The organism is Sphingobium sp. S6 (assembly GCF_905120495.1).
Taxonomy (GTDB): domain Bacteria; phylum Pseudomonadota; class Alphaproteobacteria; order Sphingomonadales; family Sphingomonadaceae; genus Sphingobium; species Sphingobium agri.
In genome coordinates, this window is record NZ_CAJHOG010000002.1 from 152,526 (window position 1) to 177,138 (window position 24,613).

Genomic DNA, 24,613 nt, shown 5'->3' on the forward strand with positions numbered 1-24,613 from the left:
TCCCCGAACGACCACACTGGAGCGCGCCGCCCTAACCCGCTATCCCCTACGCCCATGGCCCAGAATCATCTCTACCTCGTCGACGGCAGCGGCTACATCTTCCGCGCCTATCACCAGCTCCCCCCGCTCACCAATCGGCACGGCCAGCCGGTCGGCGCGGTCTATGGCTATACGACGATGCTGTGGAAGCTGGCGGAGGAACTGGGCAAGGCCGAGGGACCAACTCATCTCGCGGTGGTGCTGGACAAGGGCAGCCAGACCTTCCGCAACGAAATGTACGACGCCTACAAGGCGAACCGGCCACCCCCGCCCGAGGACCTCGTTCCCCAATTTCCGATGATCCGCGACGCGACCCGCGCCTTCTCCCTGCCGTGCATCGAGGAAGCGGGTTTCGAGGCTGACGACATCATCGCCAGCTATACGAAGGCCGCCGTCGCGGCTGGCTGGCACGTCACCATCGTCAGTTCCGACAAGGACCTGATGCAACTCATCCAGCCCGGCGTCGACATGTACGACACCATGAAGAATGAGCGGCGGGGCGCTGACTATGTCATGACCAAGTTCGGCGTGCAGCCGGAGCAGTTGGGCGACGTCCTCGCGCTGATGGGTGACAGCGTCGACAATGTCCCCGGCATCCCCGGCATCGGCCCCAAGACCGCCGCCAAGCTCATCACCGAATATGGCAGTCTGGAAGCCGCGCTCGAAGCCGCCCCGAGCATGAAAAAGTCGAAGATGCAGGAAAACCTCATCGCCCATGCCGACATGGCCCGCCTCTCACGCAGGCTGGTAGCGTTGCACGACGGCATGGACCTGCCAGAACCTCTGGAGGATCTGACGCTCAAGGGTATTCCGCCTGAGCCGCTCCAGACCTTCCTGGAACATCATGGCTTCAAGTCGCTCCTGACCCGCCTCGGCGCGCCCGCCGCCGCCGTCGCGGTCGCGACCGCCGCGCTTGCTGTTACCGAAAGCACGCCGCCCGCCGCTCCGACGCTGGAGGAAGAACCGCCGATCGACCGCAGCCTCTACGAAACGGTGGTGACGGAAGAGGCACTCGACCGCTGGATCGCCGCTGCCCATGCCGAAGGGTTGCTCGCGATCGACACCGAAACCGACATGCTCGACTGCGTGTCCTGCGCGCTCGTCGGCGTCAGCCTCGCGGTTGGCCCAAGCGCGGCCTGCTACATTCCGGTGGGCCACGGGGGCAAGGACATGTTCGCGGAAAAGCCCGAGCAGCTGCCCAAGGACCTTGTGCTTGCAAAGCTCAAGCCGCTGCTGGAGGACGACAGCGTCCTGAAGATCGGCCAGAACCTCAAATATGACCTGACTGTCATGCGCCGCCACGGCATCGAAATCGCACCCTATGACGACACCATCGTCATGAGCTTCGACCTCGACGCCGGGCAAAGCCTGGCGGGCCATGGCATGGACGAAGCGGCAAAGGTGCACCTCAATCACACATGCATCAGCTTCAAGGATGTGTGCGGCACCGGCAAGAACCAGATCAGCTTCGCCGAAGTTCCGCTCGACAAGGCGACCGAATATGCCGCCGAGGACGCTGACGTGACGCTGCGCCTGTGGAAAATCTACAAGAGCCGCATCGCGAACGAAGGCGCAAACCGCGTCTATGAACTGGTCGACCGCCCGCTCGTCGCCGTCATCGCCAGGATGGAGCATGAAGGCATCAAGGTCGATCGCGAAGCCCTCTCCCGCCTGTCTGCCGAATTCACCGCCGAAATCGCCAAGCTGGAGGGCGAGATACACGCCATCGCGGGCCAGCCCTTCGCCATCGGATCGACGCAGCAGCTGGGCGCGATCCTGTTCGACAAGATGGGCTACAAAGGGGGCAAGAAAGGCAAGTCCGGCGCATATTCCACCGACGTCACCATCCTTGAGCAGCTGAAAGCGCAAGGCGCGGAGATCGCGGGAAAAGTGCTCGACTGGCGTCAGCTGTCGAAGCTCAAATCCACGTACACCGACGCGCTTCAGGCGCAGATCAACAAGGATTCAAGCCGCGTCCACACCAGCTACTCGCTGTCCGGCGCGCAGACCGGCCGCCTCTCCTCGACCGACCCCAATCTCCAGAACATCCCGATCCGTACCGAAGTCGGCCGCCAGATTCGCCACGCCTTCGTTGCCGAACCCGGCAATGTGATCCTCGCGGCTGACTATAGCCAGATCGAACTGCGCCTCGCCGCCCATATCGCGGACGTTCCCGCCCTCCGCGAAGCCTTCCTCGCGGGCGAGGACATTCACGCCGCGACCGCCGAGCAATTGTTCGGAGAAGTGAACCGCGACACCCGCAGCCGGGCCAAGACGATCAATTTCGCCATCCTCTACGGCATCTCCCGCTGGGGCCTTGCCGGGCGGCTGGAAATCACCGCCGACGAAGCGCAAGACATGATCAGCCGCTATTACGAGCGCTTCCCGGGCATCAGCCTCTACATCACCGACACGCTCGAGAAGGCGCGCGCGCGCGGCTACACTGAAACGCTCTTCGGCCGCAAAACCTGGTTCCCGCGTATCAAGGCACCGATCCAGCACGAACGCCAGGGTGCCGAACGCGCCGCGATCAACGCGCCGATCCAGGGCACCAGCGCCGACATCATCAAGCGCGCAATGGTCCGCATGGGCCCAGTGCTCGCGGCTGAGGGTCTGCACAATGTGAAGATGCTGCTTCAGGTCCATGACGAACTGGTCTTCGAACTGCCCGAAGCTGATGTGGAACAGGCCAGCACCGTCATCCGTCAGGTGATGGAAACGGCAGCCGAACCGATCGTGAAGCTCAGCGTGCCCCTAGGCGTGGAAATCGGACACGGCCCCAGTTGGGGAGCGGCCCACTAGCCTAACATCGTCATCCGGAGCGGAAGCTGGGATCTCGTGAGCCGGACCCGGCCCTCATCTCAGTTCCCAACCGCAGCGGGACCAATGCAGATCAATTGCGCGCGTAACGATCCTCATAGCGCACAATGTCATCCTCGCCCACATAGGACCCGGTCTGCACCTCGATGAACACCATCGGGATACGCCCCGGGTTCTCGATCCGATGCACTGCCCCCACCGGCACATAGACGGATTGGTTCTCTGACAGCAACTGCACCTCCTCGCCCACCGTCACCTTAGCCGTGCCCTCGACGATGATCCAATGTTCAGACCGGTGGAAATGGCTCTGCAAGCTGAGAGACGCGCCGGGCAGCACGGTGATGCGCTTCACCTGAAAGCGCGAGCCGACCACCAGGCTCTCATACCAGCCCCATGGCCGGTGATCCTTCGGAAATGCCTCCGCCTGCGATGCGCCTTTGCGTTGCAGCGCTTCCACGACCAGCTTCACATCCTGCGTGCGCGACTTGTCTGCGATCAACACCGCATCGTTCATCGCAACCGCGACGATATTGTCGAGACCGAGCCCGACCAACTCCAGCCCCTCGCTTTCCGACCGCAGCAATGTGTCGCGGCAATCCAACGCCGTCGCCGCGCCCGAGAGCGCAACCCCATTGTCATCAGGCTGCGAATGGCTCCAAACGGCGTCCCAACCGCCCAGATCAGACCATTCGGCGTCAAACGGTACGACCGACAGATTGGCCGCCCGCTCCATAATCGCATAATCGATTGCGACGCTTTCCGCCTCTCCCCAAGGTTCCGGGGCCAGCCGCAGGAAGCCGAGATCGCTTTCCGCCTGTTCGACAGCCCCGCGCACAGCCGTGAGGATGCGCGGCGCATGCTGCTCGAAGGCCGCGATCAAATCCTTGGCAGCGAACAGGAAAATGCCCGCGTTCCACAGATAGTCGCCCGTCGCCAGCATCTCTTCCGCCCGGGCCGCGTTGGGCTTTTCAACGAAGCTAGCAAGCTTGATCGGCTCGCCCGTCCCATCGGGCCTGCTGTGCGCCTGAAGATAGCCATAGCCCGTTTCCGGGCGCGTCGGCTTGATCCCGAAAGTCACAAGGTCGCCACCCTGCGCCGCGCCGAGGCCCTTGCCGACAGCTTCATGAAATGCCGACACATCGGGCACGACATGGTCCGAAGGTGCCACCAGCATGACAGCATCCGGCTTGCTCGACACCAGATGCAGCGCCGCGGCCAATATAGCAGGAGCAGTATTGCGCCCTTCCGGCTCGATCAGGATGGCCTGCGGATCGATATTCTCCTTTGCCAACTGCTCGGCGATGATGAAGCGGAACAGCGAGTTGGTAAGGACCAGCGGCCGACCAAAGGAAAATTTCTCAGCCTTGCCGGAAAGACGCCGTGCGACCGACTGGAACAATGTCGTTTCGCCCAGCAGCGGCACGAACTGCTTGGGATAGGATTTGCGCGACAACGGCCAAAGGCGAGTGCCAGACCCCCCGGCGAGAATGACGGGGGTGACCTCCATCTGAGGTGCATTGCTTATCGACATTAAAATCCTGGCCGCGAAGTGGAACTGAAGGAAAGCTCTAAAGGATCAGCGGCCAGAGGCAAGCGCTTCAAAAAAGGGACGGCGCAACGGCCGTCCTAATCGAACAGTTCTTCCAGGAAGCTCTTCTTGCGCTTCTTCTGATAATATCGGCCATCGTCACGATAATCGCGATCAGGCCGATAATGAGGCTGCTGAGGCGGTGGCGCTGCGGTGGCCGTCCCCGACCGCTCGATGATCTTGTCGAGTTCACCCCGGTCCAACCACACGCCCCGGCATTGCAGGCAATAGTCAATCTCCACCCCCTGCCGGTCCGTCATCGATAGTCCGACATGACAGACCGGGCAGAGCATCGCCGACACGGCTTCGGGCGTGCGCATCATTATTCCCGTTCGCCCGTCAGGCTCAGCAGCATCTGGAACAGGTTCACGAAATTCAGGTACAGCGACAGCGCGCCCATCACCTGCATCTTCTGCGCGACCTCATGACCGGCATAGTAGAAATATTCCGACTTGATGCGCTGCACGTCCCAGGCGGTCAGGCCGGTGAAGACCACGACGCCGATGATCGAGATCACCATCTGCATGGCCGAAGAGCCGATGAAGATGTTGATGAGGCTGGCGACCAGGATACCGATCAGGCCCATGATCAGGAATGACCCCATCTTCGACAGGTCACGCCCGGTGGTATAGCCCCACAGCGCCATCGCAAGGAACATCACCGCCGCCGAGAAAAAGGCCTGCGCTATGCTGGCGCCTGTGAAGACCAGGAAAATGCTGGCCAACGACACACCCATGACGGCCGAGAAGGCCCAGAAAGCCGTCCGCGCGCCAGCCGTAGTCATCTTTTCGATGCGAAAGCTGAAGAAGAACACGAACGCCAGCGGCGCGAAGATCGCCACCCACTTCAGCGGCGTATTGAAGATCGCGGCGGCCAGCGCTGGCGTATTGCCGATAAAGGCAGCGACCAAGCCAGTGATGACCAAGCCGATCCCCATGTTGCGGAAGACGCCCAGCATGTGACTGCGCAGCCCGGCGTCATGTTGCGCCGCCTGCGTCGTCCCATAATTTGGTGTACGAACGGGATTGTTCACGGCGTAAAAACTCCATCCTTCAAAACAAACTTCTGATTGGATCGAGTGGCCCGGCGCGGTCTTCGTGGAGCTTTGAGGGGGGATAAAGCCCACGAACCTGCACCGAGCGCACTCGATGCGGTCCGACATCACGATTGGATTATCCAACCGCCAGAGGGGCCCGGCCCGCACAAGCAATATTGGAGGTCGAACGCATGAAGGCAAGAGATCGGCCCGCTGGAAACAATTTGTTACAATGGAATAATAGATATTGATTATCATTCTCATACAAAGATAAGGTGAAGCATGGCCCCCCTTTTTCTTCTCGCCGCCGCGCAATTGACGCCTCCGCACCCCATCAACGCAGCTGATTGGATCAGAGAAGAAGATTATCCTCCAACCTCCCTGCAAGTGGCGGAGCGGGGCTATTTTCTCGCCCATATCACGACATCTTTGTCCGGAATGCCGTTACGGTGCGATCCTGTCCGCCCATCGGCCTTCTCCCGATCCGTTTGTGAAACGGTTATGCAGCGTGCCCGTTTCAGTCCGGCGATGGACAGGAAAGGGCAAGCCACGACGGGCCTGTATCTTCACCGGATCACCTTCCGCATTCCCGCGAAAAACCTGCCGCCTGCGCCGCCAAAACATGTCGTGGCGCTGACCGTGGGCCGGTTGCCTTCCGGATCGCCAGATCCGGCGGATATTCGCGTTGCACTTGAGGTCTCTGCCGATGGACGAATTGCCGATTGCGCGCCCCTGCCCGGCGGCTCGTCCCCACTTCAAGAACTTGGACAGCTGGGCGCTATCGCCTGCCGTCAGCTGACGCAAAGCTACAATCCACCTGTCGCCTACGATGGCCAGAGCCAACCGGTCTCATCCATCCAATCCGTCCTCATCCGTTTTCAAACTTCTCGCTTGCTGAAGAAATAGCGCTTATCAAGCGATAGTCCGCTGTTGACCCCCGATGCGGTTCGCGACATGGCTTCACCATGCCCCATGATCAGCATGCCGACGCCCCGCTGCGCCTGTTCAACAGCCTTACCCGCGCCGTCGAACCTTTTGCCCCGATCGACCCCGGCCATGCGCGCGTCTACAGTTGCGGCCCGACCGTCTACAACTACGCCCATCTCGGCAATCTGCGCGCTTATGTGTTCACTGACACGCTGCGCCGTACATTGCTGTGGAAAGGCATGCACGTCACCCACATCATCAACATCACCGATGTCGGGCACCTGACCAGCGACGCAGACGCGGGCGATGATAAAATGGAGGCTGCCGCCCGCGCTCAGGCAAAAAGCATCTGGGACATAGCGGCGCATTATACCGACGCGTTCAAGCAGAACATTGCGGACCTCAACATCATCGAGCCAAGCGAATGGACGGTCGCCACCGACTATGTGCCGCAGATGATCGAGTTCGCGAAGAAGATCGCCCCTGCGCATTGCTACGAACTGGAAAGCGGCCTCTATTTCGACAGCAGCAGCGTGCCCGATTACGGCGCCCTGGCTGGCGGGCGGGACGACGCCGCCCACGCCCGGATCGATCCAGTCGCGGGCAAGCGCAATCCGTCCGACTTCGCCATCTGGCGCAAGTCCCCACCCGGGGAGCAGCGGCAGATGGAGTGGGACAGCCCTTGGGGCAAAGGTGCGCCGGGCTGGCACCTTGAATGCTCGGTAATGAGCGAGGCGCGCCTTGGCCATCCGTTCGACATCCACACCGGCGGCATCGACCATCGCGAAATCCACCATCCCAACGAGATCGCACAAAATCAGGCCTACTGCGGCTGCACCGACGCCCAGCCCGGCTTCACTGGCGCGCGCTGGTGGATGCACAACAACTTCCTGGTCGATCGCCAGGGCAAGATGAGCAAGTCGAAGGGCGGCTTCACCACCCTCTTCTCGCTGATCGACGCGGGCGTCCATCCGCTCGCCTATCGCCTGCTATGCCTTGGCGCTCATTATCGCAGCGAACTGGAATTCAGCCCGGAAAGCGTCGGCGCGGCCCTCACCCGTCTCAAGCGGCTGGTGATGGCTGTCGAGAGTCTCAAAGCGCGAGCAGAGGGCGTGACCTGGCAGTCTCCGCGCCTCGACTATCTTCGCACCAACCTGCACCCCAAGCTTTCTCCGCTACTCGAACAATTTGACTCAGCGATCAGCGACGACCTAATGATGCCTCGCGCCCTGCCCCTTCTGGAAGAAGCCATTGCGCTCAAGAAGGTGCCGGTGGATGAAAAGCTCTGCCTCGTCGCCGCCTTTGATCAAGCCCTAGGCCTCAACCTTCTCGAGCTTAGCCGGGCGGACTTGCGTATCATGCCCAAGGGCGCGCAGATCACGCCTGAAGAGATTGAAGCGGAATTGGACCGTCGTCAGTCCGCGCGCGCCGCCAAGGATTTCGTCCTGTCCGACGAGATCAGGGACCTTTTGATCGCTCGTGGAGTGGAGGTCATGGACGGCGACCCGCTGCGCTGGGATTGGCGGCTGGAACTAGGGTAAAGCCCTTATTTACCATATAGTTACGAAACCGTTATGATGCGGTGGGCCGTGCCGCGATTGCGCTTGTCCGGCTGGACAGGATCATGGCGGAAGGGCACCATCGACCCATGAAATTGCAACTCGCAGCGGCGCTGCTTCTTTCGGCTGTAAGCCCCGTTGCCGCGTCCCCGGTAGCTGCGCAGAATTTCATGTTCGAAACTGGCAGCACATTGCTTGCCAAGTGCCGCAACAAGGCGCCCGAATATGCACTGGCTTGCACCGCCTACATCGTCGGGGCGGTGGATGGCATCAAGAAAGACGTGTTCATCGGCCGCGCGCTCCCCAATTGCTGGCCCGACAGGATGCAAGCCGAAGAAGTGCGAAAGATCGTCGTTGCCTATCTCCAACGCTATCCTGACCAGCGCAACGCGCCCGCTTCGGTTCTGGTCAGCGTGGCCTTGAACGGACACTATCCGTGCGAGAAATGACGCCGCGATAGGGCGGGTGGAGAGGCTGCGGCTTTACCAAGCCCATATCGCTTCGTGCCCGCCGCGCCTCAGCGCCACCCCTTGCCCTCCGCCGCTGGTATAAACTTGCTTTAGCCCCTACATCAGCGTAGGGGCGGCCCCTATTTCTGTAGCTTTGGGAGAAAAGACGTGACGGCGAAGTGGACGCCGGAAAGCTGGCGCGAGCATAAGGGCATTCAGATGCCCGTCTATCGTGACGCACAGGCGCTTGCCGCCGTGGAGGGTCAGCTCAGCCAGTTTCCCCCGCTCGTCTTTGCCGGCGAAGCGCGCAACCTGAAGGCTGAACTCGCCAAGGTCACGACCGGCGAGGCATTCCTGCTGCAAGGCGGCGATTGCGCCGAAAGCTTCGCCGAGTTTCACCCCAACAACATTCGCGACACTTTCCGCGTGCTGTTGCAGATGGCGGTGGTGCTGACCTTTGCGTCCAAGCTGCCGGTGGTGAAGGTCGGCCGCATGGCGGGCCAGTTCGCCAAGCCGCGCTCGGCAGATACGGAAACGATCGGCGGCGTGGAACTGCCCAGCTATCGCGGCGACAATGTCAACGACATCGGCTTCACAGCAGAGTCGCGTGAGCCCGATCCGGAACGCATGATCCGCGCCTACAACCAGTCGGCCGCGACGCTCAACCTGCTGCGCGCCTTCTCGACGGGCGGCTATGCGAGCTTGGACCGTGTCCATGGCTGGATGCTGGATTTCATGGGCCGCAGCCCGCTGGCCGCGAAGTTCGACGCCGTCGCTGACCAGATCGGTGCGGCGCTCGACTTCATGCGCGCCTGCGGCCTTTCGCCCGAAACCGTGCCGCAGCTTGGCGGGACCAGCTTCTACACCAGCCATGAAGCGCTGCTGCTCCCCTATGAGCAAGCGCTGACCCGGCAGGATTCGCTGACCGGCGACTGGTACGACACGTCCGCGCACATGCTCTGGATCGGCGACCGCACGCGGTTCGAAGGGTCGGCGCATGTCGAATATCTACGCGGCATCGGCAATCCGATCGGCATGAAGTGCGGCCCGAGCCTGGAGCCCGACGCGCTGATCCGCCTGCTCGACATCCTGAACCCCTCGCGTGAGGCCGGGCGCATCACCCTTATCACGCGCTACGGCCATGACAAGATCGAGGCGGGCCTGCCCAAGCTCGTTCGCGCGGTCATGAAGGAAGGTCATCCTGTCGTCTGGTCCTGCGACCCGATGCACGGCAACGTCATCAAGGCGGCCAATGGCTACAAGACGCGGCCCTTCGATCGCATTCTGGCCGAAGTGCGCGGCTTCTTCGCCGTGCACCGCGCCGAAGGCAGCTTCGGTGGCGGCATCCATGCCGAGATGACCGGGCAGAATGTGACGGAGTGCACCGGCGGCGCCATCGCCATCACCGACGAGGGCCTTGCCGATCGTTACCACACCCATTGCGACCCGCGCCTCAACGCGGCGCAGAGCCTCGAACTCGCATTCCTGCTCGCGGAGATGCTGAACGAGGAACTGAAGGAACGCCGCGCCGCGGCCTGATCCATTCGTCGAAACAGGAAAATCCCGCCGGTCATCTCCGGCGGGATTTTTCATAAGGTCCGCGCGTCTGTCACGACAGCGTCACTAACCTATGATTGTCCGCTTGCTTTGGCGGGTCAAAGCCGTAGCTTTCACCCATGGCAAAGGAACCGGCATTGGCGACCATCGCCGTTTACAGCCTCAAGGGTGGCGTGGGTAAGACCACTTTCGCGATCAATCTCGCCTGGGCATCCGCCACCATCTCGCGGCGACGCACTTTGCTGTGGGACCTCGATCCGCAAGCCGCGTCCAGCTGGCTGATCTCCACCGACAGGCAGAGCCGCGATGCTGCCCAGGCGATCTTCAGCAAGGATGTGGAGGTCCGCAAGCTCATCCAGCCTTCGACCGTTCCCGGCCTTGACCTCATCGCCGCCGACACGTCCCTGCGCAGCCTGGACCATCTCTTCCGGGAAATGGATAAAAAGAAGCGGCTCGCCAAGCTGATCGACAGCTTAGGCCGGGATTATGACCGCATCATCCTAGATTGCCCGCCCGGCCTTACGGAAACCAGCGAGCAGGTGCTGCGCGCCGCCGACATGATCGTCATCCCGGTCATCCCGTCCCCCCTGTCGCAACGGGCCATGGGTGAAGTCGCCCGCTACCTCGTCCAGCGCGGCGGATCGCATGCGCCGATCCTGCCCGTCTATTCGATGGTCGACCGCCGCCGCGCCCTCCACCGGAAAGCGCTGGAGGAACAGCCCGGCTGGGCCGCCATCCCGATGGCGAGCCTGGTCGAACAGATGACCGTGCAGAGAAAGCCTCTAGGCTCCTTCGCTGCATCATCGCCGCCAGCGCAGGCCTTCGCGGCCTTGTGGACCACAGTCGAGCGGCAATTGTCCAAGGCTTGAGCCCAGCCGGGGCAGCGGCGCGCTGGCAGGTCCGATCAAACTGGCTGGACGCTCCAATCCGCGTAGGACCGGGGAGGCAGGCCGAAAGGCTCCAAGCGCTTGTTTTCCGCCGAAGTTCACAGTGTATGCGCGCGCGTACCCGCGCGCGCGTGTAGGTGAGGGCGCGATATACCTGACATTTCAAAGACGCACGGCGATTAGGCTCTCCGGCAGGAAATAGGACAGGGAAAAATCGCGCCCTGTTGGAGAAATAGGATGGTTTTTGGATATGGATGTGGCTGTTGGGTGACACTTGGCCATGAGACAGGCGTGGTCATCATGCTGCATAGTGAAAGGTCCGGGAGCGACCAACCTTAGCGATTCATGAGCACTCGAGCAGTGTGTGAAAGGAGACCGGTAACTCTCACGGATCCAAGTAATTCCAGAGCGTGCGGGCAATGCCGATTTTTGCCGCTCATTTAGGCTTACGCGTCAAGGTTAACTTCTACGCGCGGCCTTGATTACGTGCGGCGCAAAGCTAATAAATGCCAGAAATATAGTTGGAGAGGTTTATGGGGCTTAGGGGCGTAGATCGCGTTGTAATCGCAGTACATAACTTGGAGAAGTCGAAGCGCCAGTATAGTGAACTATTAGGTGCCACTTTCATGGATGCTGATTGGACGGGGGAGCCTTTCGGTATCAATGTCGCCATCTCTTGGGATGCGGGGATCGAGTTGTGCGCGCCGATGGCGGGCCGAGAAGAGGATAGCGCAGTGTCGCAATTTCTTGCTCGCCGTGGAGAAGGCATTTTGACCGTCTGCTTCGGCGTCGATGATGCGGACGCGGCGCATAAGCGGGCATCGGATCGTGGCTATGGCTGTGTTAACTCATTGGACTACACACAAGAGGAAATTGATCAGCATCTTGATGGTCTGTTCAACCGATACCAAGAGTTCTTCTTAGATGCGCATTCCAGCTGCGGCTTTGGTGTCGCTCTTGTCCGGATCGATCCTAAGCAGCAGCCATAAGGTCATGCCCCAAGCGGGGCTCATAAGAATTTGATTCCGGATAGCGCACCACCTTCCTCGTTCACAACGCGACGGCGGCTTCCTCTGCTTGCCATCGCATTGCGGAGGCTCCGCTAACCACCCATCTTCGTCATCCCGCACAGACGAGCACGACGGCATTTTAGGCGGAAGACTTCCACATCAGCCGGTCTCAGCTGCCCATCCTTCGATGACCTGGAGCGCCAGCCCGCGCCATATCAATCTGGCGCGACCTGCCCGTAGGCAGGCCCTGCTCAGGCCGCGATGTCGTAGGGCCTGATCTCACCTGTCAGATACAGGTTGCGCGCCTTCGACCGGCTCAATTTGCCCGAACTGGTGCGCGGCAAGGTGCGCGGCGGGACCAGTTCGACGACGCAGTTCATGCCGGTGATCGCCCGCACCCGCTCGCGAATCTGGTCGCGCAGCCGCGTGCGCTCGTCATTGTCGGACGTGCGGCAGTGCACCAGCACGGCGGGCGCTTCTTCGCCGCCCGGCGTCGTGATGGCGAAGGCGGCGATGTCGCCCTGCTTGAAGCCTGGCAACTGCTCCACCGCCCATTCGATATCCTGCGGCCAGTGGTTCTTGCCGTTGATGATGATCATGTCCTTGGCGCGACCAACGATGTACAGATAGCCATCGCTCAGATAGCCCATGTCGCCGGTGTCGAGCCAACCGTCCACCATGCAGGCGTCAGTCGCTTCCTGATCGCGGAAATAGCCCACCATCAGCGAAGGCCCGGTGGTCCACACCTTGCCGATCTGCCGTTCGCCGAGCGGCGCGCCATCTTCGTCGCGGATTTCCACGATCATGTCGCGCGCAGGCCTGCCGCAGTTGACGATCGACCGGAAGCGCTGCGGCCGTCCCTCGGTCGCGTCGCCGCCGGAGAGATCGGTTTCCTCGACCAGTTCGACGATGATGCCCTCGCCGGGCGGCATGATGGTGACCGCCAGCGTAGCTTCGGCCAAGCCATAGCTCGGCAGGAACGCCTTTGGCGAGAAACCCGCGTCGGCGAACGCATCGACGAAGCTCTGCATCACGTCAGGCCGAATCATGTCCGCACCATTGCCCGCAAGGCGCCAGCGCGACAGGTCGAACCGGTCCTGCGCCTTCGTCTGACTCGACATGCGCCGCGCGCAGATGTCGTAACCGAAAGTCGGCGAATAGCTGATCGAGGTGCCTTCGTTGCGGCTGATCAGGTCCAGCCACGCCAGCGGACGGCGGGCGAAATCCTCGGTCTTCATATAGTCGGTCGACACCTGGTTCGCGACCACCGACAGGAAGCAGCCGACCAAGCCCATGTCATGATACCAGGGCAGCCAGCTGATGCAGCGATCGCTGTCCTGCACCTGCATGCCATGACTGTGCGCGGCAAGATTGCTCAGCAGCGCATGGTGCGTCACAGCCACGCCATGGGGGAAGCGGGTCGAACCGCTGGAATATTGCAGATAGGCGATCTCGTCGCCCCTCGCCTGCGGCAGATCGCAAGCCACGGCCTCGCGCGCGATGAAATCCTCGAAAGCGATGCTCTCGACATTCTTCTGCCGCCCGGACTCGCCCGCCATCTCCTCCAGTTCCTTGGGGAAGAGGAACAGCATCGGGTCGCAGCTATCCAACTGGACGTTCAGCTGGTCGATATAGCTTTCCTTGCCGCCGAAGCTGGTGGGCAGCGGCAGCGGCACCGGCCAGGCGCCCGCATAGACGATCCCGAAGAACAGTTGCGCGAAATCCGCCCCAGTTTCCGCGACCAGCGCCACGCGGTCCTCTGGCTTGACGCCATGGGCGATCAGCCGCTGAGCGCAAGCGATCGCGTCGTCGCGCAGTTCCGAAAAAGGATAAGGCCGCGCCAGATTGCCGCGCGCATCATGGAAGTTCAGGCCGCGCCGCCCGCTCGCCGCATAATCGAGCGCCTCGCCCAGGGTCTCGAAATCGGAGAAGCGCCGAGGCAGGCTGTCTTCGGTCGGCGTCGGTGCCATCATGCTCTGCGAACCCGTCATATTGGCGTCACCCGATTGTCTTCATCTTGTCTTCCGGCGGGGCCGCTATCATCTTTGAAGCAGCGATGCACCGGATAGTTGCATTCCAGCGTCGCTTTCTACAGCATAAGGCGCGGTAAAATTCCGGCCCCACTGTGGCATAATCAAGGCGGCGCTTGCATAAACCATTGCCATGAAGATGCGGACATGACCGGTAGACGCCCCCGATTGCCTCTGGATGGCGACAGCTTGCGCGATCTGGCGCTGCGCTATGTCAGCCGCTTTGCAACAAGCCGCGCGAAGCTGCTCGCCTATCTCAATCGCAAGCTACAGGAACGTGGATGGGATGGCGAAGACCCGCCCGCGCCGGAGCGGCTCGTCGAACGGCTTGCGGAACTGCGCTATGTCGATGACCGCAGCTTTGCCGTCATGAAAAGTGCTGCGCTTACCCGTCGGGGCTATGGCGCGCGGCGGGTAGCGCAGACGCTCCGTGCCGACGGCATCGCCGATGCGGACAGGGAAGAAGCGGACACGCAGCTTTCCAACGACAGCTGGGACGCGGCCGATCGATTCGCTCGCCGGAAGCGCCTCGGCCCCTATGCCGCCGCGCCAGCCGATCCCAAGCAGCGCGACAAGGCCCTGGCCGCCTTCCTGCGGGCGGGGCATGGTTTCGAGACGGCGCGCCGCTGGATCGACGCGGCTCCGGGGGAACCGCCCGAACGCGACCAGTGACGGCCTGAGGCGAAATCTATGGCGCTCCTCTTCCGCTTTGGGCTAGCAGCGGGGCATGAGGATCGCTCTTCCCCTTCTCGTCGGCTTGCTGGCTGGCTGCTCCCCGACCCAGCCTAAGGCGGAGAAAGCCGCCAGCGCCGCAGCCCGGCAAGACAACCTGTTGCCGCTCGAAATCCGGACGAAGGGCGGCAGCCACCGCTTCGCCGTGGAAACCGCGGTCACGCCGCAGCAGCAGGAAAAGGGCCTGATGTTCCGCAAGTCGCTGGATGCGGACGGCGGCATGCTGTTCCCCATGACGCCGCCGCGCACCGCCAGCTTCTGGATGAAGGACACGCTGATCCCGCTGGACATGCTCTTCATCCGGACCGATGGCACAATAGCCTTCATCGCCGCCAACGCCGCGCCCTATTCACGCGTGCCGGTTTCCGCCGGGGTTCCGGTGACCGCCGTCCTTGAACTGCGGGGCGGACGCGCCGCTGAACTCGGCATTTCCGAGGGGGATAGCGTATCCTGGGGCAGTTGCGTCGATCCCGCGATCAAGAGCCCCGGCGAGCTTGATTTCTGCCCCTCGCGCGCGCGCTGACGCCATATCCGCCTTGCCAATGCCCCACGGCAGGCGCTAAGCGCTTGGCGCATGGGAATCCTGGCCAAGATCTTCACCTGGTGGAATGGCGCGACCATCGGCACCGCATTTTACACTTCCCGCAAGGGCAAGAAGGTGGGCGAAGACCATCAGGGCAACATCTATTATGAAGGCGGCACGGACGTGCACGGCCGCACCCGCCGTTGGGTGATCTACAACGGCAATAACGACGCCAGCCGCGTGCCCGCAGAATGGCACGGCTGGCTCCATCACACCATTGAGGGGACGCCGGAAAGCTTCCTTCCCCCGCCGCGCATATGGGAACGCGATTTCACGCCCAACGCGACTGGCACACCCAATGCCTACCGCCCGACCGGCGCGCTGGAAAAGGGTGCGCACCGTCAGCGTGCAACCGGCGACTATGAAGCGTGGAGCCCTGACGCATCATGAGCCTGCGCCCGGCGGGGGCGGTCCTGCCGATCCTGCCCTTTGCGTTGCTGCTGTCACTGGCGGCCTGCGGCGACAATGAGCCGCCGACTGAAAATCGCACCGGTCCGGTGAAGATCGAAGGGCAAAAGATCCGCAATGGCGGGTCCGATGCCTTGCCAGGGACCCCGATGGCGGAGCGGGTGGCCGTGATCGGACTGCTCAACAAGCGTAACGGCATAACGACCGACCTCATGATGAAGCCCGGCGACGCCTTGCGCCTGGGCGACGCCATCGTCCGGCTACAAGCCTGCGAAACCAGCGCGCCGTGGGAAAATGTCCAGGAAACCGGCGCCTTCGTCCAACTCGACGTACGCAGTACCGCCGACAACAAGTGGCGCCGCAATTTTTCGGGCTGGCTGTTCAAGGAGCGGCCTGAACGCAATGTCGTGCAGCATCCGATTTACGATGTCTGGGTGAGAAGCTGTACGATGTCCTGGCCCGAAAGCGGCCCCGATACGGTCAAGCTGGGTAGCAAAGGCGAACCCCCTGCCGCTGCGTCGCCCGCCAGCGGGGCAAATGCCAGTTCCGCCCAGGCTCCCGAACCGCCAGCCAATGCTGACGAACGCCCAGCACCGAGCGGCACTTCACCGAGCGCACCTGCCAGCAGCGCAAGATAGTCCTTCTGGCTGATCTCTATGGCGCCCAGGGACCGGAGATGTTCGGTCATGAACTGGCAATCCAGGAGGGTAAAGCCGGAAAAGCGCATCCGTGCGGTAAGCCACGCTAAAGCGACCTTCGACGCGTCGGTCCTTCGCGACACCATGCTCTCGCCGAAAAATGCCTGGCCAAGTGCGACCCCGTAAAGCCCACCGACCAGTTCATCGCCGTCCCAAACCTCGATCGAATGGGCAAAGCCGATGTCGTGCAAATGCCGGTATGTCTGTTCAATCTCCCTGTTGATCCATGTCGAAGGCCGGTCCTCCGCCGCCTGTGCGCACAGTGATACAATTCCGCCAAAGTCGCGATTGGCCGTCACGCGAAATCTGTCACGGCGGATCGTCCGGGCCAGTGAATGGGACATGTGAAAGCCATGAAGCGGCATGATCGCCCGCCGCTTGGGCTCGATCCAATAGACCTCCTCCGCATCCCGATCATCGGACATGGGAAACACGCCGATGGCATAGGCCTGCAACAGAACCAGGGGATCGATCGTCATTGGAAGAAGACTTAGCGAGAGGGGAGGCGCTGCGCCAGAGGGGGTTTACCATTCTCAAGGCGGGTCAGCAGATGATGGGGACCAGCAACACCTGGGTGGCCTGTTTCGGGTCGGTGAGTAGCAGCCATTCCCCCTCCCGCAGGCGGGAGGGGGTCAGGGGGTGGGCCAGCGCAACGGCGGGAGATTGTTCTTGAACAGCGCCCCGGAAGCTCGCTGCGCTCGCGCCCACCCCTAGCCCCTCCCGCCTGCGGGAGGGGAAGAATCCCAACATATCACCCGTTCAATAATCGCCCTCATCATCCCTACCCGCCCGAACGAACCTCAGCACCCCTGCCATCAGCGCGCGCCCGCCATTATCGCTGGGATGCTTCTCACCATCCAGCACCGGAACCTCATCGAAGTCGAAGGGGCTCATTCCTTCGAGGCATGCGACGTTCACGCCATATTCGTTCGCATTGGAGCGGCGCTGGTGATGGGTGTAGATCCCGCACCGCGAGCAGAAGAAGTGCTCGGCTGCTCCTGTATTGAAACGATAGCTGGTAAGCATGTCCGCGCCTCGCACGACATGTAGACCATCGAGCTTTGCCGACACCGCTACGGCACCCCGCATACGGCAAAATGAGCAGGTGCAACGCCGGGCGCTGTCAATGCCATTGCTCAGTTCAACCTCAAACCCGACCGCGCCGCAATGGCATTGGCCAGAATGTCTGTTTGGGTTCGACATCGCCACCTCCCTCAATATGTGAGACGACCCAATAAACGAAAAAGGGCGAGCCTTGCAGCCCGCCCTCTTGCATCCTGCCTGAGGCAGCGTCTTAGTAAACGCGTGCCTTGGGCTTGATATATTCCGCTTCGTCCGTGAGCGTATAGTCGTGCACCGGGCGGTAATCGAGCGACACCTTGCCGCCCTTGCCACCCCAGCCCTCGAACCAGCTGACGGTGTGCTTCATCCAATTTTCATCGTCGCGGTTCGGGAAGTCCTCATGCGCATGCGCACCGCGGCTTTCCTTGCGATTTTCCGCGCTGACCATGGTGCAGACCGCCTGGGACATGAGATTGTCCAGTTCCAGCGTCTCGATAAGGTCGGTGTTCCAGATCAACGAGCGGTCGCTGACCGCCACATCAGCCAAGCTGGCATTGACCTGCGCCATCTTGGTGACGCCCTCGCTCAGCAGCGCGCTGTCGCGGAACACGGCGGCATGCTTCTGCATGGTGTGCTGCATTTCAAGGCGGATCTTCGCCGTCGGCGAGCCGCCCTTGGCGTTGCGATAATGGTCGAGACGCGAAAGCGCCAGATCGGCCGCATCGGTCGGCAGCGGACGGTGCGAGCCATTGGGCTTGATCGTTTCCTTGAGGTGCAGGCCCGTAGCGCGGCCGAACACGACGAGGTCGATCAGCGAGTTGGAACCGAGGCGGTTCGCGCCATGGACCGACACGCAGGCCGCTTCGCCGACTGCATAGAGGCCCGGCACGACGACTTCCGGATCATCGCCGACCTTCGTCACCACCTGGCCATGATAGTTACAGGGGATGCCGCCCATATTATAATGGACGGTCGGGGTCACAGGCAGCGGCTGGCGCGTAAGGTCAACGCCCGCGAAGATTTTGCCGCTTTCGGTGATGCCAGGCAGACGCTCGGCCAGCACCTTGGGATCGATATGGTCGAGGTGCAGGTAGATGTGATCCTTGTTCGGACCCACGCCGCGTCCTTCGCGCATTTCCATCGCCATCGAGCGCGACACCACGTCACGCGACGCAAGATCCTTCGCCGAGGGAGCATAGCGCTCCATGAACCGCTCGCCTTCGGAGTTGGTGAGGTAGCCGCCCTCGCCGCGCGCGCCTTCGGTGATCAGCACGCCCGCGCCGTAGATGCCGGTCGGGTGGAACTGAACGAACTCCAAATCCTGGAGCGGCAGACCCGCGCGCAGCACCATGCCGCCACCGTCGCCGGTGCAGCTATGTGCCGAGGTGGCGGAGAAATAGGCGCGGCCATAGCCGCCCGTCGCCAGCACGACCGCATGGCTGCGGAAGCGGTGGATCGAGCCATCTTCCATGCAGATGGCGATCACGCCACGGCATTCGCCATTTTCCATGATCAGGTCGATGGCGAAATATTCGATGTAGAAGTCCGCGTCATATTTCAGGCTCTGCTGGTACAGAGCGTGCAGCATGGCGTGGCCAGTACGGTCGGCGGCCGCGCAGGTGCGCTGCACTGGCGGGCCGGCGCCCATATTCTGCATATGGCCGCCGAACGGACGCTGGTAGATCGTCCCATTCTCGTTGCGGCTGAACGGCACGCCGGCATGTTCCAGCTCGATCACGGCCGCAGGCGCTTCACGCACCATATATTCGATCGCGTCCTGGTCGCCCAGCCAGTCCGACCCCTTGACGGTGTCGTACATATGCCAGGTCCAGTGGTCGGGCGAGTTGTTGCCGAGCGACGCGGCGATGCCGCCCTGCGCCGCGACTGTGTGCGAGCGGGTCGGGAACAGCTTGGTGATGCAGGCGGTCTTCAGGCCCGCTTCGGCGCTGCCCATGGTCGCGCGCAGGCCCGATCCGCCCGCGCCCACCACGACGGTGTCGTAGGTGTGGTCGATGATCTTATAGGCTTCGGTCATTACTTGACGACCCCCGTGAGCGCGATCTTGGCGATCGCGAAGATGCCAGCGGCGGCGCCAGCAATAGTGTAGAAGTTGAGCAGCAGGATGGCGAAGAAGTTCAGCCCCTTGTCGTGAACATAATCCTCCAGCATCACCTGCATGCCAAGGCGAAGGTGCCAAAAGACACTGACGAGCATCAGCATCAGCGGCACGGCGACGAGCGGATTGGCGATCCAGTTGCGGACGCTCTCATAATCCAGGCCCGGCAGGCTGACGAGGCTGAAGATCAGCCACAGCACCAAGAGCAGATTGCTGACCGACGTATAGCGATGCGTCAGCCAATGGCTTGCGCCGTGGCGCACCGAGCCCAAGCCACGAACGCGGCCGATTCCGGTTCCCGTTCCCATCAGAATTTCCCCGCGAAGATAAAGGCCCACAGCGCGACGGTGGCCAGTGTCGATAGAAACGGGATCACCAGCGCCCACCGCTTGTTGGTGTTGAGTTCATAGCCCGCGCCCAGGTCCAGCACCCAGTGGCGGATGCCCGACATCATATGCTGAAAGAAGAACCAGCTGATGCCGACCATCACCAGATAGCCCAGGGGCGAGGTGGCGCAGTTGATGAAGCTTGCATAGGCTTCCGGCCCGATCGCCGCCGCCATCAGCCACCATACAACCCCCATCACACCAACGGTTGCAAGACCGTTGCCGGTCACGCGGTGCAGGATGGAGATCGCCATGTGCGGCCCCCATTTCCAGATCGTCAAATGCGGCGAGAGCGGCCGGCTCGTGGTTCGCGCCATATCTACCTACGTCCCTGATGCTTGTCCCTGATTCCCGTCCCCTTAGGCACGATCGGTCAAGAGGGCAAGCCGCGCTGGCCGCGCGGGCGGGCGATCTCGGCTAAGAACTGATTAACCAGATCGCGCTATGACCTCGGACACGAACAAGACAATTGAGGTTTGCCGCATATGACGTCCGTCGCACCAGCGAAGAGCGCAATGATCGCCAGCATGGCCGAAATCGATCCAACCGGCGAATTGGCCGCGGGACTGCGCGAAATTCGTGACCTGATAGGCGACGCCTCGTCGGTCGTGGCCCGCACCTTTTTCGACAGCTATATGGACCAGTCGCATCTGCGCAGCACGCTGGCCGCTTCAACGATCGCGAAGATCGAGACCGAAGCGCATGAATATGTCCGGCAGAAGCTCAGCTTTTATGAAGCAGGCAGCTGGGCGGGCAGTTGCATTGCTTGTGTGCGGCTGGCTCGCAAGCGCGGCTTGCCGCTGGGTGTCGTCCTGACGGCGGTATCGGAAGCCAACAAGAAGCTGACGAGCCTCATTTGGCAAAAGGCTGCGGATGACGCCACTCGCCAGCGGCTGGTGAATATCATCACGATGGTCAGCATGGTCGACGCCAGCATGATGACAAACGCCTTCGCCGGCGACGAAGCCGAAGCGCAACGCAACGAGCGCCAGCGTATCGGCACCCTTTTCGAACAACGGATCATGGGCGAGATCGACGGCGCTTCGCATCTGGGCGAATCGCTTCGTGAACAGGCGAAGGACGCCTCCGCCGCCACGCGCGGCATGCTCGGCAAGGCCTCTGAAGTCGCTGCGGCGGCTGAACAGTCGGCCATTGCGATGCGGGAAGCGGCGCGTACTTCGGCGGGTCTCATCCGCGCGATCGAGGACGCCCGCACCGAGGTGGAGAGCGCCGCCGACGTCGCCCAGCGCGCTGCCCGCCAATCGGGGGATGCGGTGACGATGTCCGCCACCTTGTCGGAACATGCCAAATCGATCGAATCGATCCTTGGCCTGATCCGCGACATTGCGGGCCAGACGAACTTGCTTGCCCTTAACGCCACGATCGAAGCAGCCCGCGCAGGCGACGCGGGACGCGGCTTTGCTGTCGTTGCGCAGGAAGTGAAGAGCCTCGCCAACCAGACAGCGCGTGCCACCGACGAGATTGCAGGCAAGATCGCCGATATTCAGGCTTCGACGCGGCAGTCGGTGGAAACCAACGAGCGGATTCGCGATACGGTCGGCGAAGTACAGTCGAGCGCCGATCGCATCCGCCACGCAATGGATGCGCAGGCGCAGACGGTCACCATGATCACCGCCGCTGTCGACGAGACGGCGCTGGCGGCGGACTCCATGTCGAGCACCATTTCCGCGATCCGTCAGGATACGGAGGTCGTCGCTTCGGAAATCGACCAGCTGGAACGCGGCTTCATGAGCGTCGAAGGCAAGCTTGCCAGCCTGCGCGCCGCATCGTCCGATTTCGGACGGCAAGTGGCTTGACCCACTTCTCCCCCCCCCCCCCCGCAGGCGGGAGGGGTCGGGGGTGGGCCCTGCGGAGCCCCTCACTAACCGTCACCCTAGCGACCCGAGGGGCGACCCCCAGGCAAGGCCGGGATTTTGCACGGCTAATTCGCACCATCGATAAAAGATGCCAGCTTCCGCTGGCATGACGAAACAGGTTGAGGGAAAAGCGCCCCCGCTTCCCCTCTCCCCTTCAAAGTTCTAAAGGCCGCGCCATGACCGATGCCGCGCCCTCATCCGCTCAAAGCTGGAAAGTGACCCTCCCCTGCACCCGCGCCGAAGCGGAGGCGTTGGACGGCGACATCGCGGCCTTTGCCCTCATGGACAAGCCGCCGGTGCTGATGACAAGTGAAGCCACGCCAGACGATGAAAATGCCTGGCAACTCGACGCCTATTTCGAAGGCGAGCCCAGCCCCGCCGCGGTCAAGCTTCTTCGTTCGCTGGTGCCGAGCGCGAATGGTATCAAGCCGGTGGTCGAACAGCTGCCCGACGAGGATTGGGTAACGCTGAGCCAGCAGGGCCTGGAGCCGGTTACCGCCGGGCGCTTCCACATCCGCAACCTTGCCAGCGATCCGGAACAGCCGGGGCACGTCAACTTCCTGATCGAGGCAAGCCGGGCGTTCGGCACCGGGCAGCATGAAACAACCGCAGGCTGCCTTCAGATGCTGGATCGCATGCGTCGTGTCGGCATGCGCTTTGGCAATGTTGCGGATATCGGCACGGGAACAGGATTGCTCGCGTTCGCAGCGCTTCACCTGTGGCCCAGCGCTTATGCCACGGCATCCGACATCGACCCGGTTGCCGTTGATATCAGTATGGCAAATGCTGCCGCCAATAAAATCCAGGCCGGAAAGGGACAAGGCCAGCTCGCGCTCTATGTCGCGGCGGGCGTCGATCATCCGGCCATCGCTACCCGAGCGCCCTATGATCTGCTGATCGCGAACATCCTTGCCGGTCCGCTGATCGAACTTGCGCCCTCGCTATGTGCGCTGGTGGAAGAAGGCGGCACGATCCTGCTCGCGGGATTGCTGAAGCAGCAGGCGGATGCCGTTCTGTCGGCCTATCGGACGCAGGGCATGCGCCTCGCGGAACGTATGGACAATGGCGACTGGCCAACCTTGCGGCTGCGCAAGCGCCCCCGTATCGGCTGGAAACGCCCGACCCGGCTGGACAAGCAGGCGCGCGGCGAAGCACCCGGATATGGCAGCCTGTAACTTTGATGCAGGCCTGAAAAAGCGGGGCTGGCCAGCTTTCCTGGAAGCTGCTGGAGCGCGATAATCCACTTTCAAGACGTGATGCAACATTGCCACAGTGCGTGGTGCAATGCGGCATGTCGTTGTTTGCGAAGCTTTACTCGCCCCCGTCAGCCTCTCTAAAGCGCGCCCAACGACAACAGGAACCCAGAGAAGGAGCCTCCTCATGAAAAAACTCATCGCTTCGGCGCTGCTGCTTGCCAGCGTTTCGGCACCCGCTTTCGCGCAGGACGCCGTGCCGTTTTCCGGTCCCTACATCGCCGGCGTCGTCGGTCTCGACCACATGGATTTCAACGCTGACGTTCATGACAGCGGCCTGCTCTATGGCGGCATCGTCGGCTATGACATCAACGTCAATGGCGCCGTGTTCGGCATCGAAGGCGAATATGCGGACTCCGACGTGAAGGAAGGCGTCGTTCGCACCGATCGCGACCTCTATGCTGGCATCCGCATCGGTGGCGAAGTGGCGCCCAACGTCCTCGCCTACGCCAAGGGCGGCTACACCAATGCCCGTCTGGAAGACACGGCCGACAACAGCGTCAAGCTCGACGGCTACCGTCTGGGCGCCGGTCTGGAAACCACCTTCCAGGGTTTCATCGCTCGCGCCGAATACCGCTATTCGCGCTACGAAGAATTCCTGGGCGAAAACCCCGAGCGTCACCAGGCTGCGCTGATCCTCGGCTACCGTTTCTAAGAAACGGCTCAGCAGAAAAAGAAGGGCGTCCCTCTCACGAGGGGCGCCCTTTTCTTGTGTGGGAAATGAACGCGCGGGCGCCCTTGTCACCTGCCCGAAGCAGCCTAATGTCGGCTTCGCTCTTCTTTTCAGCGAGGCTTGCCCATGACCATCACCCGCCGCGTTACGCTAAATGAAGGCCTTGGCGGCCCCTTCGAGAGCATGGCCGTCCTGGATAAGAGCGCAGGAGGACCCCGGCCCGGCATTCTGCTCTTTCCCAATGTTCTGGGGACCAAGGAAGCGGATTTCGCCTATGCTGAAAAGGTCGCGGCGCTTGGGTACACGGTGCTCGTCGCCGACATTTACGGCCAAGGGAAGCGCACCAGCCGCGATGATCCGGATATGGCGCGCTACATGAACGCGCTCAACGCCGATCGGGCATTGCTCCGCGACCGGGTCAAGGCGTCACACAGCGTCCTGAAATCCCTGCCCGAAGCGGATGCGAGCCGGACGGCGGCGATCGGCTTTTGCTTCGGCGGCAAATGCGTGCTCGACCTGGCGCGCAGCGGCGCGGATATTGCCGGTGGCGTCAGCTTCCATGGCGTTTATGACGCGCCGCCCTTTCCCAATGCCGCCATCACCGCGAAGCTCTTGATATGCCATGGCTGGGATGATCCTATCGCTCCTCCGACGGCCACGGTCGCGCTCGCCGAAGAGCTGACGCAATCGGGCTGCGACTGGCAGGTCCACGCCTATGGTCACACCGGGCACGCGTTCACCGATCATGCAGTCAACATGCCGGACAAGGGGCTCGCCTATAATCCCGACGCCGACAAACGCAGTTTCCGGTCCATGCGCGACTTCCTGGCAGATCTGTTCGGCTAGAGCGTTTTTGAAGCAGATAGAATCATCCGCTGACTCGGAAAACGCGGCAAAACAGAGACCTAGAGCAGACGAGCCGA

24 protein-coding genes and 1 pseudogene are annotated in these 24,613 nt (G+C 62.0%); 15 read left to right on the plus strand and 10 right to left on the minus strand.

All coding sequences use genetic code 11. The annotated features are described in order from the left end of the window. Nucleotides 1–54: 54 nt before the first annotated feature. Nucleotides 55–2,841, plus strand: a complete 2,787-nt coding sequence (gene polA / locus SPHS8_RS07830; RefSeq protein ID WP_201515016.1) for a DNA polymerase I — start codon at nucleotides 55–57, stop codon at nucleotides 2,839–2,841. A 91-nt stretch (nucleotides 2,842–2,932) separates the two neighbouring features. On the opposite strand, the gene SPHS8_RS07835 is transcribed toward polA, so the two are convergent. The 3 genes from SPHS8_RS07835 to SPHS8_RS07845 form a co-directional block, all read right to left on the minus strand. Continuing rightward, on the minus strand, nucleotides 2,933–4,390 hold the full coding sequence (locus SPHS8_RS07835; protein WP_201515017.1) for a mannose-1-phosphate guanylyltransferase/mannose-6-phosphate isomerase: 1,458 nt from the start codon (nucleotides 4,388–4,390) through the stop codon (nucleotides 2,933–2,935). A gap of 95 nt (nucleotides 4,391–4,485) precedes the next feature. Next, nucleotides 4,486–4,767, minus strand: a complete 282-nt coding sequence (locus tag SPHS8_RS07840) for a TFIIB-type zinc ribbon-containing protein (RefSeq protein ID WP_201515472.1) — start codon at nucleotides 4,765–4,767, stop codon at nucleotides 4,486–4,488. 2 nt (nucleotides 4,768–4,769) lie between these two features. Beyond that, a complete protein-coding gene (locus SPHS8_RS07845; RefSeq protein ID WP_201515018.1) occupies nucleotides 4,770–5,480 on the minus strand; it encodes a Bax inhibitor-1/YccA family protein in 711 nt (236 codons plus the stop codon). A gap of 285 nt (nucleotides 5,481–5,765) precedes the next feature. On the opposite strand from SPHS8_RS07845, the gene SPHS8_RS20385 reads away from it, so the two are divergent. The 6 genes from SPHS8_RS20385 to SPHS8_RS07875 all read left to right on the plus strand — a co-directional run bounded on the left by SPHS8_RS20385 (nucleotide 5,766) and on the right by SPHS8_RS07875 (nucleotide 11,851). Then, a complete protein-coding gene (locus SPHS8_RS20385; RefSeq protein ID WP_236575031.1) occupies nucleotides 5,766–6,389 on the plus strand; it encodes a hypothetical protein in 624 nt (207 codons plus the stop codon). 59 nt (nucleotides 6,390–6,448) lie between these two features. After that, nucleotides 6,449–7,951, plus strand: coding sequence for a cysteine--tRNA ligase (gene cysS / locus SPHS8_RS07855; protein WP_201515020.1), 1,503 nt, complete (start codon nucleotides 6,449–6,451; stop codon nucleotides 7,949–7,951). Between the two features lie 107 nt (nucleotides 7,952–8,058). Continuing rightward, nucleotides 8,059–8,418, plus strand: a complete 360-nt coding sequence (locus SPHS8_RS07860) for a Rap1a/Tai family immunity protein (protein WP_236575032.1) — start codon at nucleotides 8,059–8,061, stop codon at nucleotides 8,416–8,418. A 168-nt stretch (nucleotides 8,419–8,586) separates the two neighbouring features. Further along, a complete protein-coding gene (locus tag SPHS8_RS07865; protein ID WP_097090953.1) occupies nucleotides 8,587–9,957 on the plus strand; it encodes a class II 3-deoxy-7-phosphoheptulonate synthase in 1,371 nt (456 codons plus the stop codon). Nucleotides 9,958–10,094: 137 nt separating this feature from the next. Further along, on the plus strand, nucleotides 10,095–10,844 hold the full coding sequence (locus SPHS8_RS07870; RefSeq protein WP_201515021.1) for a ParA family protein: 750 nt from the start codon (nucleotides 10,095–10,097) through the stop codon (nucleotides 10,842–10,844). Between the two features lie 551 nt (nucleotides 10,845–11,395). Continuing rightward, on the plus strand, nucleotides 11,396–11,851 hold the full coding sequence (locus tag SPHS8_RS07875) for a VOC family protein (protein ID WP_236575033.1): 456 nt from the start codon (nucleotides 11,396–11,398) through the stop codon (nucleotides 11,849–11,851). Nucleotides 11,852–12,123: 272 nt separating this feature from the next. Here the strand turns inward: SPHS8_RS07875 and SPHS8_RS07880 are convergent, their stop codons facing one another. Then, entirely contained in the window at nucleotides 12,124–13,845 is a 1,722-nt protein-coding gene (locus SPHS8_RS07880) for a fatty acyl-AMP ligase (RefSeq protein WP_201515023.1), read from the minus strand. Nucleotides 13,846–14,049: 204 nt separating this feature from the next. Here SPHS8_RS07880 and SPHS8_RS07885 point away from each other — a divergent pair, with 204 nt between their 5' ends. The 4 genes and pseudogenes from SPHS8_RS07885 to SPHS8_RS20390 all read left to right on the plus strand — a co-directional run. Further along, on the plus strand, nucleotides 14,050–14,574 hold the full coding sequence (locus SPHS8_RS07885) for a regulatory protein RecX (protein WP_201515024.1): 525 nt from the start codon (nucleotides 14,050–14,052) through the stop codon (nucleotides 14,572–14,574). Nucleotides 14,575–14,629: 55 nt separating this feature from the next. Continuing rightward, a complete protein-coding gene (locus SPHS8_RS07890) occupies nucleotides 14,630–15,157 on the plus strand; it encodes a DUF192 domain-containing protein (RefSeq protein ID WP_201515025.1) in 528 nt (175 codons plus the stop codon). A gap of 51 nt (nucleotides 15,158–15,208) precedes the next feature. Further along, nucleotides 15,209–15,607: an NADH:ubiquinone oxidoreductase subunit NDUFA12 gene (locus SPHS8_RS07895; RefSeq protein ID WP_201515026.1), complete on the plus strand. Its 399-nt coding sequence runs from the start codon at nucleotides 15,209–15,211 to the stop codon at nucleotides 15,605–15,607. Nucleotides 15,608–15,840: 233 nt separating this feature from the next. After that, nucleotides 15,841–16,011, plus strand: a pseudogene (locus SPHS8_RS20390) (DUF2155 domain-containing protein); the annotation flags it as partial. A gap of 35 nt (nucleotides 16,012–16,046) precedes the next feature. Here SPHS8_RS20390 and aat read toward each other — a convergent pair. The 6 genes from aat to sdhC form a co-directional block, all read right to left on the minus strand. Then, nucleotides 16,047–16,802, minus strand: a complete 756-nt coding sequence (gene aat / locus SPHS8_RS07905) for a leucyl/phenylalanyl-tRNA--protein transferase (RefSeq protein ID WP_201515027.1) — start codon at nucleotides 16,800–16,802, stop codon at nucleotides 16,047–16,049. 64 nt (nucleotides 16,803–16,866) lie between these two features. Next, a complete protein-coding gene (locus SPHS8_RS20395) occupies nucleotides 16,867–17,073 on the minus strand; it encodes a hypothetical protein (protein ID WP_236575034.1) in 207 nt (68 codons plus the stop codon). 9 nt (nucleotides 17,074–17,082) lie between these two features. Further along, on the minus strand, nucleotides 17,083–17,526 hold the full coding sequence (locus SPHS8_RS07910; protein ID WP_201515028.1) for a GFA family protein: 444 nt from the start codon (nucleotides 17,524–17,526) through the stop codon (nucleotides 17,083–17,085). Between the two features lie 91 nt (nucleotides 17,527–17,617). Beyond that, nucleotides 17,618–19,420 (minus strand): succinate dehydrogenase flavoprotein subunit, encoded by a 1,803-nt coding sequence (gene sdhA, locus SPHS8_RS07915; protein WP_097090946.1) that lies wholly within the window; start codon nucleotides 19,418–19,420, stop codon nucleotides 17,618–17,620. Continuing rightward, nucleotides 19,420–19,809: a succinate dehydrogenase, hydrophobic membrane anchor protein gene (gene sdhD / locus SPHS8_RS07920; protein ID WP_201515029.1), complete on the minus strand. Its 390-nt coding sequence runs from the start codon at nucleotides 19,807–19,809 to the stop codon at nucleotides 19,420–19,422. The genes sdhA and sdhD overlap by 1 nt, the downstream gene beginning before the upstream one ends. Next, nucleotides 19,809–20,204: a succinate dehydrogenase, cytochrome b556 subunit gene (gene sdhC / locus SPHS8_RS07925; protein ID WP_201515030.1), complete on the minus strand. Its 396-nt coding sequence runs from the start codon at nucleotides 20,202–20,204 to the stop codon at nucleotides 19,809–19,811. Before sdhC ends, sdhD begins: the two co-directional genes overlap by 1 nt. A 168-nt stretch (nucleotides 20,205–20,372) precedes the next feature. On the opposite strand from sdhC, the gene SPHS8_RS07930 reads away from it, so the two are divergent. The 4 genes from SPHS8_RS07930 to SPHS8_RS07945 all read left to right on the plus strand — a co-directional run bounded on the left by SPHS8_RS07930 (nucleotide 20,373) and on the right by SPHS8_RS07945 (nucleotide 24,536). Continuing rightward, nucleotides 20,373–21,704, plus strand: a complete 1,332-nt coding sequence (locus SPHS8_RS07930; RefSeq protein ID WP_097090943.1) for a methyl-accepting chemotaxis protein — start codon at nucleotides 20,373–20,375, stop codon at nucleotides 21,702–21,704. Nucleotides 21,705–21,940: 236 nt separating this feature from the next. After that, the gene (locus SPHS8_RS07935; protein ID WP_201515031.1) at nucleotides 21,941–22,939 is read left to right on the plus strand and encodes a 50S ribosomal protein L11 methyltransferase; all 999 of its coding nucleotides are present in this window, start codon (nucleotides 21,941–21,943) and stop codon (nucleotides 22,937–22,939) included. A 205-nt stretch (nucleotides 22,940–23,144) separates the two neighbouring features. Further along, nucleotides 23,145–23,672 carry a porin family protein gene (locus tag SPHS8_RS07940; RefSeq protein WP_201515032.1) on the plus strand — a complete coding sequence of 176 codons (528 nt, stop codon included), beginning with the start codon at nucleotides 23,145–23,147 and terminating at the stop codon, nucleotides 23,670–23,672. Nucleotides 23,673–23,816: 144 nt separating this feature from the next. Next, complete coding sequence (locus SPHS8_RS07945; protein WP_201515033.1) at nucleotides 23,817–24,536, plus strand: dienelactone hydrolase family protein; 720 nt, start codon at nucleotides 23,817–23,819, stop codon at nucleotides 24,534–24,536. Nucleotides 24,537–24,613 lie beyond the last annotated feature (77 nt).